This is a genomic window from Bacillus fonticola (assembly GCF_012955605.1).
Lineage (GTDB): Bacteria > Bacillota > Bacilli > Bacillales > JC228 > Bacillus_CG > Bacillus_CG fonticola.
Genome location: NZ_CP052135.1, coordinates 673,570 through 688,630, shown reverse-complemented (window position 1 = coordinate 688,630; position 15,061 = coordinate 673,570). Strand labels below are relative to the sequence as shown.

Below are 15,061 nucleotides of genomic sequence, written 5' to 3'. Positions count from 1 at the left end.
CCTAATCTCCCACCTTATACCCTAACCCTCTTACTGTTTTAATTAACGTTGGATTTTGAGGGTTGTCCTCCAACTTTTCTCGCAACCTTTTTATGTAGACGGTTAGTGTGTTATCGTTCACAAAGTCCCCTGCCACATCCCATATTTGCTCGAGTAACTGATTCCGCGTAAGAACCTGCCCAACATGATTCGCAAAAATGAGCAATAACCGATACTCCAGAGCAGTCAAAGGAACATCGCTACCGTCTTTACACACCTTGCCCTCTAGCGTATTTAGCTGTACCCGACCGATCTCAATCACTGTTTTAACCACACTGTGCTTTTGATATCTTCGTAAAACCGATTTAATCCGCGAAATCAATTCCCGGACACGAAAGGGCTTCGTAATATAATCATCTGCCCCCATATCCAGCCCCATTACGACATTTACCTCATCATCGATCGCTGTTAAAAAAATCACTGGAATATCAGCCTGTTGTTTTACAATTTGACACAATTCATATCCGCTTCCACCGGGCAGTGACAAATCAAGCAAACACAAATCAATGGAGGCCTTTTCTTCTGCCCACGTCTTTTTAGCCGTGGAAAAATCATGACAAATAACTGTTGAAAAATCATCCTGCTGTAGCGAATATTCAAGCCCCGAGGCAATCGTTTTATCGTCCTCAACAACTAAAATTTTCATATGTATAGATCACCCTAACTTCATTATGTAAAGGAGATTGATTGTGTTTAGGTTAGTCCACGGTGTACAAGTATACGAGATCTATTATATAAAACGAGCCAGTTTGGGGGAACCACGACGAAAAAGCGAGTGCTCAGCTTTGTGAACGCTCGCTTATATTTTGCACGCGTGCCTCGCATGGTTTATTAAGTGCCTAGGCTCACCCATAACTACGCCCCAACTCTGCGGGTAACAACCGTTGCACCACCTCAGGCAAATCCCAAAACCGAAAAAGGGGTACGTCTGCCTCTACCAGTTCCAGGGGATCGTTGGCGTATCCATATCGACACCCGACCGTCGCAAATCCGTTTAATAGGCCTGCCTCTACGTCGCAACCACGATCCCCCACCAAAATCCCTTCCTGCAAACCGTATGACTGCCGTAAATTAGCCACATGCTCCGTTTTAGAAAGCGCATCGTCCCGTCCAGCCGCATACACATCTTCAAAGTAAGGAAGCAGTTGGTGCTTACGCAAAATAGCGTCCACATACGAGCAGCTTCCGTGACTCGCGATAAACAGGGGAACTTGTTGCTGCCATAAAGCATGTAACACGTCTGGCACCCCTGGATACAAAGCGCCCAAACCCTTTTCAACAGACCTGCAAAGAAACTGCTGAAACTGGTGATCCACTTCTTGCCGAACAGATTCTTTATGATCAGGCAATAAAGCGCGCCACACCTCGTCCATAGGAGCACCAATCATGGTAAAAAAACGCCTCGTCGGTGTCTCGTCGATCCATTCCCCTTCTCGCCGCAACCAATCGAACGTTTTTCCAAGAGCATCCGGCAACACCCGATGCGTCTGAAACAACGTCCCATCCATGTTTAAAATAACCCCAACTCGTTGCACAACCATTCCCCTTCCTCATGCACTTTATTACTAGGTTGCACATTCTTTGTAAAAAAAAGACCCATCAGCTGTAGACTAATGGGTCTTTTTGGTTAGCAATTAGACTTCGAATGAATATGGTGAGATAGATTGGATATCTGGGTACGATGCATCTGCTAGGTCTGATCCTTTATCATAGTTAGCACCTACAGTTACAAGTAAAGCAATCACACTAACTGCTATTAGCTTTTTCATAAAATACACCACCTTATCATCATTGTTGTTAATCAACATGTGTAACTTTTTTTAAGGCCTTCACAGAAATCTGATAATACTTAGTAGCAGACTTATATTTTGTGTGTCTAAAATAATGTTCGGCAAGAAACTCTGCATGTTTTGCTAGTAAATCATTTCTTCTATGGTCTTCAAAATATGGAATAGCTTCTTCTCTCATATACTTTTCGAATTTTGCTGATTCCATCTCTTCATCCATTAGAAAATTGTAAACCTTGAACTTTATTTCATATTCTGGGAGTGAAAGATTGTTCTCTTCCAATATCCGTGCACCTTCCTGCACCCACTCTAAACCTTCCTCATGATTATTCAGTTCATAATAAGCTTGAACTAAACCATCAATAGCATGAATCTTTCTTATGTGGTTACCATCCACATAGTAGTTGTAACTTTTCAGAAAGTGTACGATAGCAGAGTTATAATCTTCTTGAACGCTTCTTAAGTAACCAATATTATGATGGACTAAGCCCTTCATATCAAATTTTTCTAATGTATCCGCAATTTTTGAACACAACAAGTAACTTTCTTCAGCTTTCTCGTACTCTTCGCTTCGCTGATAATTAATCCCCAATAAAATTTGACACTCTGCACTTCTCCTATAGTTATACTGCGCCTGATAGATAGCAAGGGCTCTCGTCGCATAGCTAATAGACAGACTGACCTTCCATAATCGGCTACTACTAAGACCAAGAGAATAACAGAGATCTGCTTCTTCCCACTTTTCGAATACATTGTGAATCAAAATCATTTCTGCGCGCTTAAAGCAATCGTAAGCGCCCTCAAAGTTTTCCTTTAAGTAATTACGAAGACCTTTAAATTTCCAAAGGTAGTAGCTTTGTTCTGCGTTGAGTAAATCTAGTATTTCTTCTACTTTCACGATTGAGGCTTCAGCTTCCTCGATTTGATTCGTCAAAAGGAAGTATCGTAGCTCAAACAACATGAAGTAAACGACGGCTTTCGAATCATTAGAAGAGTTGGCGCTAAAACGCAGCACTTCATACTGTTGTGAAGCTTCTGAAAGCCCTTCTTTTCCTTTCGAAGTCATGAACTTGTACCAATCCGTAACCTCCTCCAATAGATTCGGCTCTTGTTCATCCAAAAAACGGACTCCCAACCTGGCACACAGCTGTTCAATGACTTCTAGACTCGGTAGACTTTGGTTATTTTCAATTTTTGATAAATAGGGAACAGAAATAATCCCACCCGCTAGCTCTTCTTGCGTTTTATTTTGTTGGATCCGGTAGAAACGAATTCGCTCACCAATTTGCATAGCATCAACCTCGAGGTTTTGAGATTATTATACTAGAAATATTCTCCATTGAAAACCTAAATCCTTCATTTCTATGTTGGGAAAATTACAGTCAAATAGGTGCGATTTTTGGCTCTTTTTACTAGGTACTTGCCCAACAAGGAAATTTTTCCATTACAAGAATCGCGTCATATCGCGGTTTTTAGACATGGATATGATTTACCATAAAAAATGAGTCGTCCTGCCCACAACAAAACGACTCTTTTAGGCAAAAATTAATTAACGACAGCGATAGAAAAGTCCTGGCTACCGGATGGAACGTTGTACGCTTGAATCTCAATGGTATACGTTCCGTTTTCTGGTGTTGGGATGACAATGTTCTCTACATTGTTTACCCCATCCCAGTTATTGTTGTACGGTGCAGATGCGTCGTTGCCTACATACGTTTTCCCGCTTGGAGACGTGATGACAAGGTCCAAGTCGTTCACTAACGCATAGCGAGCGGAAGGATTCCCTGGGTAGTCCGTCCATACTAGGGAAATTTTCATTTCATCAGCACTCGTTGCATTAAACGTGAACGAAGTAGATTGACCTGTTTGTAAAGTGACACTTTCATTCACATAGCCTACATTCAATGCATTTTCGAGATCCACCAATCCCCAACCTTGATCCATTCTTGATTTGCCAATGTCTGTAGCTCCAGCAATAAGTGCTGCTTTAATGAGGGAAGGCTTTGGTGTGACGTTACGATTTTCCATGAAGTTCTCACGGAGCAATGCCACGGTTCCTGCAACGAGTGGTGTCGACATGGATGTGCCCCCCATGTAGGCGTATCTACTATTGTAGTTAGCCCAGAACGAAGAGTCCGGTGCTAAACTGGAACGTGTAGATAATATATACGTCCCTGGTGCGACCACATCTGGCTTTACACGTCCATCAGCTGTAGGTCCTCTAGATGAGAATGACGCAATGTCCGTGATTCTATCAGAAATGGACCCAAAAGACGGTCGATAATTTTCAGAGGCACCGACTGTAATGGCGTTTTTCGCAGTTCCCGGTGATCCGATTGTTTGGCTACCTGATCCGTCGTTACCTGCCGCGAACAAGATCGTCATGTCGTTGTTCCACACAAAGGAATCTACGCTTTGCGATTCAGTAGTATAGGCCCCATTGACAGACGCTCCCCAGGAATTCGTATGAATGCGCGCCCCATCGTTATACGCCTGTTGAAACAGATCCCCTAAGTCTGACGGCAAACCACCAAGGCCACCGAATCTATCCATAATAGATTGGAAAACGAGACGCGCACCTGGTGCCATTCCTTGCTGCTCAGAGCCGTTACCGAGAACAGAGCCAGCAACGTGTGTGCCATGTCCGTTCGGATCGCTCGTATCATTCGGACGTCCCCACGCTCGTAAACTTTCAATCTTTCCACGGAACGCTTCGTGAATTGAGCTATCGTTCCTTCCATTATCCAGCCCTGTATCTGCCACTCCGACGATTTGTCCTGACCCATCCAGACCGTAATTTTGACGAGCTGTCGGTACGTTCATAATCTTGCCCGCTTCCACATTCATCGTTTGGAATTCGATGTCTGGTGTTACGTTCAAGACATCGTTGGACAGACTGTATTCGATAAGTTCCTGTAATCCGTTCGTTTTAACTTCTTCAACCTTTCCGCCCTTTTTATACAGCTTTGCCTTGACAAGACCAGATGCTCCCTTTTGAAAGAGTTGTGGGTCGAATTTGTGTAAAGGAAGATAGGCTGTTGTGAACTCTACAGTGCTAAGCTCTTCCAATTGCGATACATCGGCATTTTTCGTGTCGACGACAAAGGCAAAGTCCGGTATATATTGCTCAATTGTCGCACCAGTTGCCTCAATCTCTTTACGCTCCTCCATTGTAATCGGGCCATTTAACTGGACAATTTTTAGTGTGTTGCCTTTTGGTTCTGTTTCTAATTTTTTCTGAATGCCTCTTGGAATCTTGACGTCACTCGTTTCAAATAGAAATGCCGCTTTCCCCACTTTAGCAGCTTTCATTTCATTGGATTCGTACTGATCAATCCCACTTGATTGTAGTTCTCCACTTGCTGCGTTCACTTTGCCGGAAAAAGGTCCCACAAATAGGGTAGAAGTCGCAAGAGCTGTTGCTGCGACTGTGGCCAAAATCTGTTTCCTTTTCATTCCATTTCTCCTCTCACATTTGTCTAGTTTATTGGTGGATACGTCCCTCCTTTCACTGTCTTACCGTAAGATTACCATATTCTGAATGGTTAGAGTATTGTGAAAGTACGATGAAAAAAGGCCGATTTTTGCACCGAAATGAGGGGTACTTTCCCAACTTGGGAAAGTACCCCTCTAAAACAAGCAAAAATTCGGGTGAATCGTGCACCACTTGGGCAACATTTACCTAATATATGTAAAATTATTCATTTATTATAATAAATTCTTCACTCATGCTGTTTATACACAGACCAAAACGCGCTGACTTCAGAAAAAATATTTCACCGTTATTATGAAGGGAATTGTGTAGCAAGCCCACACTCTACTTGTTAGGTGATGTGATAAAATGCAAGTAGACACGATGGAAAGGAATGACCCATTTGGCACGCACCCAGCCTTCACCTAGTACTTTATTGACGATCAACTTTTTAACGCTTACATTTCTTGCTTTTATCTTTTTGTTCATTTGGCAAGGGGCCAATGTATTCGCGTACGTCATTTCATTGTTTCGTTCTACCACCCCCAGCACCGATATGATGATCGGAATCGCTGCTGGTGGGGTAGTAAGTCTCGGTTTATATATCACTGCCAAACTCGGTTGGACAAAAATGCCGAATAACGAGATTACCGATGTGTTAAAACCTAACAGCAAACGATTAGTTGTTAGCTCTATCGGTATCGGGTTAGGCTCGGGATTGTCTGAAGAAATCTTGTTCCGAGGCTTTTTACTTGCGTGGATAGTGAGCTTCTCTAACGCGTGGATCGGGTTGATCGTGTCCAGTTTAGTATTTGGCGCGCTTCATGTCATGCAATACCGAGGTCACCCGTGGATTCAAGCGTACATTTTAACATTTGGCTTCGTCATGGGTGGCTTGTTTGTATGGACAGGGAATTTGTGGGCACCGTTTTTGATGCACGCGACGTACAACTCCCTCGTCTTTATCATGCTTGGTAGTGGAGCGATTCCGTATGCTGAAAGGAGAGGGTCTAAGCTCGAGGAGGAAGGGGAGGATGAAGAAGCTTGAGAGGCTTTATTCCATCAAACACTTTTGTCGTATCATACTGGGTGCTAGGCACTTCATACTGCATGCCAGGCACCCGTTCTTCGAATAAGGATCTACACTCACACCCAATTCATAACACACGTGACTTACTATCAAGAAGAAATCTCAGTCGGTTTCTTCTATTGCTGCGTCAGCACGAGCGGGCCGTCCTTCGTAATCGCGATCGTATGTTCAAATTGGCACGACAGCTTTCCGTCTTTTGTGCGCGCTGTCCAGCCGTCATCCTCTACGTACATTTCGTAGGTTCCTTCATTAATCATCGGTTCGATCGTAAAGACCATGCCTTCTTTTAGACGAGGACCTCTGCCAGGTGTCCCTAGGTGTTGGAAGCTTGGTTCTTCATGAATGGCTCGACCAATGCCATGGGCGACAAGATCCCGCACAACCGAAAAGCCGTTTCCTTCAGCATGCGATTGAATCGCGTGACCGATATCCCCCAGACGGTTACCAATAACAGCCTGTTCGATCGCCAAATCTAAACACTCTTTCGTCACACGCATCAGTTTTTCAGCGGTAGGACTGAGCTCGCCAATAGCATATGTCCACGCTGAATCCCCTTTCCAACCGCCCACATCCAGCACTGTATCAATCGTCACAAGGTCTCCCGATTTCAAAGGCTCTTTTGAAGGAAAGCCATGGGCAATACAATCGTTTACCGCCGCACACGTGGCATACTTGTATCCTTTATACCCGACCGTTGAGGTTTCGGCACCGTTCTCTTTTGCAAATTTCTTTACGAACTCTTCAATTTCCCACGTCGTCATGCCTGGTTTCATCATCGGGCGAATTTGACGATGCATCTCTGCGACAAGGGCGTTCGGCTTTTTCATCGCTTCAATTTCTCTCGGCGACTTACGAATAATCATCATACGAATACCCCTTTCTTCTTCATCTATAAGTGGCAACAAGTGCACAATTGGTGTTTCGTGACGTTAGATGCCGTTCAGCTCGCTTTGTAACTGTACACTACATTCATATGGCAAAAACAATTCCACGTTCACTCGACACACTCATTAAAAATAGTCACACCATATAATGGTACCAAAAGGATCGTTTGCTTTCAAAAGAAGGGATCGATTTGGGATGGAGGAGGTCTTATCCACCTATTTCTACTCATTCTCCCCTCGACCATTATTCCATACAAAAGGTTGTCAAACAAAAAATAGTGTGATACTGTTCTAACTGTACTATGGTTGATAATACACTTAATACATCCCATTCACAGAGGAGGGGTGACATGATTCAGCTTGATATCCGCAGTCGTCAGCCTATCTATGAGCAACTTGTCGAGAAGTTTAAAGAATTGATCGTTTACGACGTGCTCCACGCCGATGAGCAGCTTCCTTCTGTCCGGCAGCTGGCAAAAGAGTTAACGATTAATCCGAACACGATTCAAAAAGCGTATCGGGAGCTCGAGCGGCAAAACTTCACGTATTCTGTTCCGGGTCGCGGAAGCTTTGTAGCGCCACAAGAAAAAAATGAACAAAAGGTGAATGAGATGAAAGATGAATTGCGAAAGTTGTTTTCTGAAGCATTATACCTTGGTTTGCAAAAAGAAGAGATTCTAGAAATCTTGCATTCTGTCGAGTCTTTCGACGGGGAGGAGGACCAGAAATGATTAGCGTTTCACAAGTATCTAAGGAATTTGACGGCGAAGAAGCCGTGCAGGATCTCACACTTACCGTGAAAAAGGGCTCCATTTACGGGTTACTCGGTTCGAACGGGGCAGGGAAAACGACACTGTTAAAAATACTTGCAGGGATATACCGGCAAGATAGCGGTTACGTAACAATTGATGAACGAAAAGTATACGAAAATCCCGACATCCAACAACGTTCTCTATTTTTGCCTGACAGCTTGTACTTTTTCCCGCAAGCGACGATCCGCCAAATGGCGAATTTCTATGCGTCTACATATGAGCGGTGGAATGAAGAACGGTTTCAGCAACTGGCACACGTCTTCCCCATTGATATGAAGCGCAGAGTACAACGTCTTTCAAAAGGAATGCAACGACAAGTAGCGTTTTGGTTAGCGATGTCCACGATGCCAGATGTGTTGTTGTTAGACGAGCCGATTGATGGGTTAGATGCGGTGATGCGCCAAAAGGTGAAGAACCTCATCGTTCAGGATGTAGCGGATCGAGAGATGACCGTTTTAATTTCTTCACACAATTTGCGTGAAGTAGAGGATTTGTGTGATCACATCGGCATTATGCATCACGGCAAATTGCTGCTCGAACGGGATCTGGATGATTTGAAATCAGATATTCATAAAGTGCAAGTGGTGTTGAAAGAAGGAGAAGAAGACGCCTTCCTTGAAGGATTGGACCTGTTATACAAAGAACGTCGAGGAAGTATTTTACTTTGTATTGCGCGTGGAGAAGAGTCTGTCGTTGTGAGGCATATTCGGTCTTTCCGTCCTGTTGTGTTTGATATGCTTCCGCTCACTTTGGAAGAGATATTCGTGTACGAGTTAGGAGGTCACGGTTATGCGGTCGAAACGCTCATGGATGCATAAAGGGTTGATTTTGCAAGACTTACGTTCATTCGGTTGGGTTAGCGTGTTGTACGCCTTTATCTTGTTTTTCCTGTTTCCGATGCAGGTAATGATGGAGTTATCATCATCAGATAATTCCGCGAACCCTTATTATTCGTTTGATAACATGTTTGAAGCCATGTTTCAAACCAATGAACTATTTTCTGTATTTCTAATTGCTACGTACCCAGTCCTAGTAGGGATGATAATGTTCCGCTATACACACGTCAAGTTATCTGTTGATACGCTACACAGCATGCCTTTTACGCGAACACAGTCATTTTGGTCGCACGTAACGAGCGCTTCTATTTTGTTATATGTGCCCGTACTGATCAATTTTCTCGTGTTGCTCTTGATTCAACTCTTTACTGGAGTTGGTGGCGATATTTATATCCCATTGGCGTGGGAGTGGACTTGGCAGCTTCTATTAGGAAATAGCTTTATGTTTGCTATTGCTGTTTTCATCGGGATGTGTACAGGACTTACTTTACTGCAGGGTGCTTTAGTGTATATTCTGATGGCGTTCCCAGCTGGCATCACCCTTCTGTCTGTATTTAACGCAAAACAGTGGTTACAAGGGATTCCGATCGATTACTTTGTCTCTCGCAGTCTGGAGCTCTTTATTCCACTTTTTAACCTCATCGAAAACTTTGAACAGGATGTAAACTACGTAGAACTGATTGCTTACATCCTACTTACAATCGGAATTATTGTAGCGAGCTGGGGAGTGTACAAATTCCGCCCGTCTGAGGCAGCTAATCAAGCGGTCGCCTTCCGTTGGCTGCAACCAGTGTTTGTTTTTGGCATTGCGACTTGCTTCATGCTTTTGTTTGGGCTGTATTTCGGGGAGACCAATCAATCGAAACCTTGGCTGCTTGCAGGGTATTTCTTTGGCGGATTGTTTGGCTATACCATCGCGCAAATGATCCTCAACAAATCCATCCGCATTTTTCATAAATGGCGAGGGTTCGTTGGCTTTGCGGGTGTGGTGGCTATTCTCATTATGGGCTTACACTTTGATGCACTTGGATTCCAGAAACGGGTACCTGATGTTGCCGAGATTGACGCGGTGTACTTTTCGGAATACTTAAGTGATTATAGTGTGTACCGTTCCTTACAACAACTACCTGGAGATGATCGCCCTAGTGAATTTGTGCGGATGGCTAGAAAAAACTATGAATCACCCGAAGCCATTGCCATTCTTCAAGCACTACACAAGGAGATCACAGCCACTATCCCATTTGAAATGAACCGCTATGAAATGAGTGATTTTATATCATTCGGATACACATTAGCCAACGGGGATGAGCTGGTACGTAGTTATCAAGTGACAAAGGGGACATTCGACCGTTTCTTCGCCCAACTGTACGAAACGAAAGAATTCAAAGACAACTCCATTCTTTCTAATAAAGAAATAGAAGGGATTCGCCAAATTGGAATCTATGGACAAAATGACTCTACACCTATCACTAACAAAGAGGATATTCAAACATTCATGGAAATCTTAAAAAGAGCCATCCAAGACGAAACAGGTGAAGAACGCCTGCAAGCCGAAAATGAATGGAAATACGGAAACGGCCTTCAGTCCATAGGCATCGAACTTGAAAACAATTTCGTAGACATCCCACTAGGAGAACATTACACAGAACTCCGCACATGGCTTGAAGAAAACGGCTATTAGTTCAGGAACTGGTAGTTCAGGGAACTGGTACGACCCGAATTTTGTCGAATGCACGCACTAGAATGAATTACTGTTCATAGCTCCCAGCCGGATATACAGCTAATCAATTGGATAGCAGTACAAAAAAGCAGCAACCCACGAGTAAACGCGTGGGAGCTGCTTTTTTCCTGTTCCCTAACTAGATTGTTGTTGAATCTGCACTAGGCGGGCGTAGAACCCTCCTTGTTTTAGTAAAGTATGGTGGGTGCCTTGTTCGATGATTTCGCCTTCTTTGAGCACGAGGATTAGGTCAGCATTTTGGATCGTGTTTAGGCGATGGGCGATGACAAAGCTCGTGCGGCCCTCCATCAACGTTTGCAAGGCGTCTGTTATCTTCATTTCGGTAATGGTGTCGATGCTGCTTGTTGCTTCGTCTAAAATGAGTAGCGATGGATTTGCCAAAAGGGCACGCGCAATCGAGAGAAGCTGGCGTTGTCCTTGACTAATTCCGCTCCCGCCGTCGGTTAGTACAGTGTCGTATCCGTCTTGTAGCTTCTCGATAAAGTCATGGGCATTTGCTTGCTTAGCTGCCCGCACAACATCCTCGTCTGTCGCTTCCAATCTCCCATAACGAATATTTTCTCTGACCGTCGTTTCAAACAAGACGGCATCTTGTAGCACAACCGCCATTTGTTTACGTAAACTAGCTCGAGTCATCGTTTCCATATCCTCGCCATCAACGTAAATCTTCCCATCTTGAATGTCAAAGAATCTCGATAACAGTGAGATAACCGTTGTTTTTCCTGCCCCAGTCGGTCCAACAAGGGCTACTGTTTGCCCTGGCTTTGCGTGGAAGCTGACGTTGCGTAACGTTGGCTGGTCGGTTTCATATCCGAAAGACACGTTACGAAATTCAATGTCCCCGCGAATGTCGGAAACCGGCTTAGCTCCGACTTCATCCTTCGTTTCTCGCTCTTCATCCATCACTTGGAAAACACGTTCAGCCCCTGCCACCGCTGATAGGATGACGTTAAACTGGTTAGCGAGGTCGTTCAGCGGTCTCGTGAACTGGCGAGAATAAGTCGTGAACGTCACGATAATCCCGATCGTGACCGCCCCCTCAACCGCAAGCCAACCTCCCACACCTACGATGACCGCAAAACTGGCGTTATTTAAAAAGTTCATCACTTTTGGAATAAATCCGGAATACGTTTGCGCCCAGTAGCTCGACTTCCGAAGATCTTCATTGCGTTTGGCAAACTCACGCTTCACACGTTCTTCTTGTGAGAACATTTTTACAACGTTGTGGCCTGATAATGTTTCTTCCACATACCCATTGACTTCACCGAGATGTCTTTGTTGATCTTTGAATAGCGGTCCAGTCCGGTTCGTGATCCACTTCAAACCAATAAACATTAACGGAACTACCGCCAACGTTAACAAGGTCAACAGCGGACTCAGCACGAGCATCACCACAATCGTTCCTACAATCGTTAAAATACTCGTCGTAAACTGGATAACCGTTGTATTTAACACTTTACTGACATTCTCAATATCGTTTGTCACACGGCTCATAAGTTCCCCGTGTTGTCGCTTCACAAAAAAAGCGGTCGGCAGCTGTTGAAAATGCTGAAACAAATCCTTCCGCATCGTGTACACCGTGTCTTGCGCAATCCCGATCATCCAAAAGTTATGGAGCCATTGCGTGAAGGACTGGAACAAGAAGATGCCGACTAATAGAAGGAGCATCGTCACTAGCTCTGAGCCGTTAGAGCCTGCAATGACGTCATCCACCGTGACCCCGAGCAAATAAGGTCCCAACAGCGCAAACGAAGAACTCGCAAGTACCATGAGCATGACGAGCGTTAACATCCCTTTTTGTTCGACCAAATAACGCCAAATGCGCAACAAAGTTTCTTTTACGTTCTCCACCTTTGCCCGTTTTTTGCCTGGAACACTTTGGTGATGTCTAGCCACCTGAGACCACCTCCTCCTTCGATTGCGATCGGACGATGTCTTGATAGAACGGGTTCGCTGCGAGGAGTTCGTTGTGTGTGCCTTGAGCAATGCACTTGCCGTCTTTTAACAGCAAAATGCGATCCGCTTCTCGCACCGAACTAATCTTTTGCGCAACGACAAACACGGTGCAATTCTGCTGCCGTAACGTCTTTAAAATGTGCGCCTCCGTCTCCGCATCTAGCGCACTCGTACTATCATCTAACAACAAAATAACTGGTTTTCTAACAAGTGCCCTCGCCAACGATAGCCGTTGCTTCTGTCCACCGGAGAAGTTCACCCCTTTTTGTCCGAGTCTCGTGTCGTACTTATCCGGCAAAGTCTCAATGAAATCGTGAATATCTGCCTGACGACACGCCTCGTGAATCTCTTCCATCGTCGCGTCTTCTTTTCCCCAGCGCACATTTTCTGCCACTGTACCTGTAAACAGCTGCACTTCTTGTGGGACAAAGCCTATCCGCTGTCGCAAAGCTGTTGCAGCAAGCGAACTCGTCTCGTGCCCATCAATGAGAATGTGACCGCTTGTTGGTTCGTAAAGGCGCGGAATCAGCTGCATAAGCGACGATTTTCCTGATCCAGTCTCTCCCAAAATCCCGATCGTCTCCCCGAAGCGCGCTCGAAAGGAAACTTGTTGAAGCGCTGGTAGCTTCATAGTTGGGTAGGTGAAAGATACTTTGTCAAACTCGACGTCTCCTTGTTCAATTGGCTCTGTACGTAAGGAGGGATCTTTCGCGTTGTCTGTAGGTTCCTCTAACACATCACGAATTCGTACCGCAGATGCTTGCGCACGAGATAAAGCCATTAAAAGCCACGTGAACACGGAAAATGTAGACAAGATTCGCGTCCCATAGTTGACCAGGGCTGCGATTTCTCCAGGCTGCGCCGTCCCGAATTGGAGCTCGATCGCCCCGTACCAAAGCAACAACACGATGGCAACGTTCATCCCGAACATGAGAATTGGCAAACCAATCTCCATCACCCATAGCGCGCGTTTGTTCACATCGAGCAAGTCTGTGTTCACCTTCTCAAACCGCTCTTCCTCATACGGTGCACGGTGGAATACTTTAATGAGACGCATCCCAACGAGGTTTTCACGCAACACCATATTGACGGCATCGACTTTGCTTTGTACGCGCTCGAACAAGCCGATACCCTTTTTCAAAACCCAAATTAATACAACCAGAAGCACTGGAACCGCAATCGCATAGATGGTAGCGAGGCCAGCATGAACGGTGAACGCTAAAATAACGCCCCCGAAAATAAAAAGCGGTGCACGCAAACCGATACGCACACTCACATACACGATGTTTTGCAGCTGCGTCACATCGTTTGTAATTCGTGTGATGAGTGAAGGTGTCGATAGCTTCAAAAAATGTTGCGGTGAAAAGGTTTGTGCCTTTTCGAACACGTCTTTTCGAACGGCGTGCCCGATCCCTTGACTCACTTCTGACGCATAAAAAGAGCTGGCGATCCCTGCAAGAAAGGCGAGGAATGACAACCCGAGTAAAATCCCACCCCATAAATAGACGACTGACAAATCACCTACGACAACGCCATCATCAATGATCACGGCCATTAACATCGGTTGTACAAGTTCTAACGCAAGCTCGACAAACATTAAAAACAAAGCAATCCAAACAGGCACTTTGTACTGTCGTATGTATGGCAACAACATCCTCATCGTTCTTCCCCCAGCTGTCTTGTTCTTGTATGAGTTTTGTAATACTCTGAACTGTTCGTTGATTCTTCCAGTTTATCATAAGATAGGGGAGGTGATGGTGAGAAATTTTGATAGACGAAATAAAAATGGGGGCTGACCGCGGATATCTGGCTCTGATCGCGGATATATTCCTCTGAGCGCGGATATATCCTCCTGATCGCGGATATATTCCTCTGAGCGCGGATATATCCTCCTGACCGCGGATATATTCCTCTGATCGCGGATATCTGGCTCTGATCGCGGATATATTCCTCTGATCGCGGATATCTGGCTCTGACCGCGGATATATCCATCTGATCGCGGATATATCCTCCTGATCGCGGATATCGGCTCCTGTTCGCGGATATCAGCTCATGATCGCGGATATATGACGACAAAAGCGAACCCGACACTAGTCGGATTCGCTTTTAGGACGAATACAATGTTTCACTTTTTCTAACGATCAATTCTATATAAGTAATACCGTTTGAAGTTCAATTCAAACTGCCGCGGTTCTATTCCACATGATCCCTTTTGAAACCTAAACGACGAAAGCCCTACCTCTCTTCCATCCTTACAGCTCCGTAGCTGATCCAGTGTGAATAAGTCTTGCTCAAAAATTCATATAGAACGCCATGTATAATCAATCGCTATCAAGGGAAGGATGAAAGGCTAAATTCGCGTCGTCCTGACGCAACACCTTTCTGACCCACATCGTGTGGACCCCAGTGGCGTTTGCATTTTGCACAACAATATTACTATACCA

The 15,061-nt window shown here is 44.9% G+C and carries 14 protein-coding genes; 4 read left to right on the top strand and 10 right to left on the bottom strand.

Annotated features, from left to right (window positions below):
• Position 1: 1 nt before the first annotated feature.
• From HHK01_RS03320 to HHK01_RS15490, 6 genes are all read right to left on the bottom strand, one after another.
• A complete protein-coding gene (locus HHK01_RS03320) occupies positions 2-685 on the bottom strand; it encodes a response regulator transcription factor (RefSeq protein ID WP_170006416.1) in 684 nt (227 codons plus the stop codon).
• Between the two features lie 199 nt (positions 686-884).
• Entirely contained in the window at positions 885-1,580 is a 696-nt protein-coding gene (locus HHK01_RS03315; protein ID WP_170006415.1) for an HAD hydrolase-like protein, read from the bottom strand.
• 93 nt (positions 1,581-1,673) lie between these two features.
• Complete coding sequence (locus HHK01_RS15725; protein ID WP_265575550.1) at positions 1,674-1,808, bottom strand: hypothetical protein; 135 nt, start codon at positions 1,806-1,808, stop codon at positions 1,674-1,676.
• A 28-nt stretch (positions 1,809-1,836) separates the two neighbouring features.
• The gene (locus tag HHK01_RS03310; protein WP_170006414.1) at positions 1,837-3,117 is read right to left on the bottom strand and encodes a helix-turn-helix domain-containing protein; all 1,281 of its coding nucleotides are present in this window, start codon (positions 3,115-3,117) and stop codon (positions 1,837-1,839) included.
• Between the two features lie 254 nt (positions 3,118-3,371).
• A complete protein-coding gene (locus HHK01_RS03305) occupies positions 3,372-5,282 on the bottom strand; it encodes a S8 family serine peptidase (RefSeq protein WP_170006413.1) in 1,911 nt (636 codons plus the stop codon).
• A 361-nt stretch (positions 5,283-5,643) separates the two neighbouring features.
• A complete protein-coding gene (locus HHK01_RS15490) occupies positions 5,644-5,787 on the bottom strand; it encodes a hypothetical protein (protein WP_228027641.1) in 144 nt (47 codons plus the stop codon).
• On the opposite strand from HHK01_RS15490, the gene HHK01_RS03300 reads away from it, so the two are divergent.
• Complete coding sequence (locus HHK01_RS03300) at positions 5,780-6,346, top strand: CPBP family intramembrane glutamic endopeptidase (protein WP_228027640.1); 567 nt, start codon at positions 5,780-5,782, stop codon at positions 6,344-6,346. The genes HHK01_RS15490 and HHK01_RS03300 overlap by 8 nt on opposite strands.
• A 158-nt stretch (positions 6,347-6,504) precedes the next feature.
• Here HHK01_RS03300 and map read toward each other — a convergent pair whose 3' ends face one another.
• The gene (gene map / locus HHK01_RS03295; RefSeq protein WP_170008635.1) at positions 6,505-7,251 is read right to left on the bottom strand and encodes a type I methionyl aminopeptidase; all 747 of its coding nucleotides are present in this window, start codon (positions 7,249-7,251) and stop codon (positions 6,505-6,507) included.
• Positions 7,252-7,622: 371 nt separating this feature from the next.
• Here map and HHK01_RS03290 point away from each other — a divergent pair, with 371 nt between their 5' ends.
• The 3 genes from HHK01_RS03290 to HHK01_RS03280 are packed head-to-tail and all read left to right on the top strand — an operon-like array spanning position 7,623 to position 10,601.
• The gene (locus HHK01_RS03290; RefSeq protein WP_170006411.1) at positions 7,623-8,003 is read left to right on the top strand and encodes a GntR family transcriptional regulator; all 381 of its coding nucleotides are present in this window, start codon (positions 7,623-7,625) and stop codon (positions 8,001-8,003) included.
• Positions 8,000-8,902, top strand: coding sequence for an ABC transporter ATP-binding protein (locus tag HHK01_RS03285; protein ID WP_170006410.1), 903 nt, complete (start codon positions 8,000-8,002; stop codon positions 8,900-8,902). The genes HHK01_RS03290 and HHK01_RS03285 overlap by 4 nt, the downstream gene beginning before the upstream one ends.
• Positions 8,874-10,601, top strand: a complete 1,728-nt coding sequence (locus tag HHK01_RS03280; protein WP_170006409.1) for a hypothetical protein — start codon at positions 8,874-8,876, stop codon at positions 10,599-10,601. Before HHK01_RS03285 ends, HHK01_RS03280 begins: the two co-directional genes overlap by 29 nt.
• Positions 10,602-10,775: 174 nt before the next feature.
• Here the strand turns inward: HHK01_RS03280 and HHK01_RS03275 are convergent, their stop codons facing one another.
• Genes HHK01_RS03275 through HHK01_RS03265 form a run of 3 tightly spaced genes read right to left on the bottom strand, consistent with a single transcriptional unit; the run spans position 10,776 to position 14,708 of the window.
• Positions 10,776-12,557 carry an ABC transporter ATP-binding protein gene (locus HHK01_RS03275; protein ID WP_228027639.1) on the bottom strand — a complete coding sequence of 594 codons (1,782 nt, stop codon included), beginning with the start codon at positions 12,555-12,557 and terminating at the stop codon, positions 10,776-10,778.
• Positions 12,550-14,277, bottom strand: coding sequence for an ABC transporter ATP-binding protein (locus tag HHK01_RS03270; RefSeq protein WP_170006408.1), 1,728 nt, complete (start codon positions 14,275-14,277; stop codon positions 12,550-12,552). Before HHK01_RS03270 ends, HHK01_RS03275 begins: the two co-directional genes overlap by 8 nt.
• Positions 14,274-14,708: a hypothetical protein gene (locus tag HHK01_RS03265; protein ID WP_170006407.1), complete on the bottom strand. Its 435-nt coding sequence runs from the start codon at positions 14,706-14,708 to the stop codon at positions 14,274-14,276. The genes HHK01_RS03270 and HHK01_RS03265 overlap by 4 nt, the downstream gene beginning before the upstream one ends.
• Between the last annotated feature and the right edge of the window lie 353 nt (positions 14,709-15,061).

Coding starts and splice junctions, on each gene's coding strand:
- HHK01_RS03320 (WP_170006416.1), bottom strand. CDS start 685: ATGAAAATTTTAGTTGTTGAGGACGATAAAACGATTGCCTCGGGGCTT.
- HHK01_RS03315 (WP_170006415.1), bottom strand. CDS start 1,580: ATGGTTGTGCAACGAGTTGGGGTTATTTTAAACATGGATGGGACGTTG.
- HHK01_RS15725 (WP_265575550.1), bottom strand. CDS start 1,808: ATGAAAAAGCTAATAGCAGTTAGTGTGATTGCTTTACTTGTAACTGTA.
- HHK01_RS03310 (WP_170006414.1), bottom strand. CDS start 3,117: ATGCAAATTGGTGAGCGAATTCGTTTCTACCGGATCCAACAAAATAAA.
- HHK01_RS03305 (WP_170006413.1), bottom strand. CDS start 5,282: ATGAAAAGGAAACAGATTTTGGCCACAGTCGCAGCAACAGCTCTTGCG.
- HHK01_RS15490 (WP_228027641.1), bottom strand. CDS start 5,787: ATGAACAAAAAGATAAAAGCAAGAAATGTAAGCGTTAAAAAGTTGATC.
- map (WP_170008635.1), bottom strand. CDS start 7,251: ATGATTATTCGTAAGTCGCCGAGAGAAATTGAAGCGATGAAAAAGCCG.
- HHK01_RS03290 (WP_170006411.1), top strand. CDS start 7,623: ATGATTCAGCTTGATATCCGCAGTCGTCAGCCTATCTATGAGCAACTT.
- HHK01_RS03285 (WP_170006410.1), top strand. CDS start 8,000: ATGATTAGCGTTTCACAAGTATCTAAGGAATTTGACGGCGAAGAAGCC.
- HHK01_RS03280 (WP_170006409.1), top strand. CDS start 8,874: ATGCGGTCGAAACGCTCATGGATGCATAAAGGGTTGATTTTGCAAGAC.
- HHK01_RS03270 (WP_170006408.1), bottom strand. CDS start 14,277: ATGAGGATGTTGTTGCCATACATACGACAGTACAAAGTGCCTGTTTGG.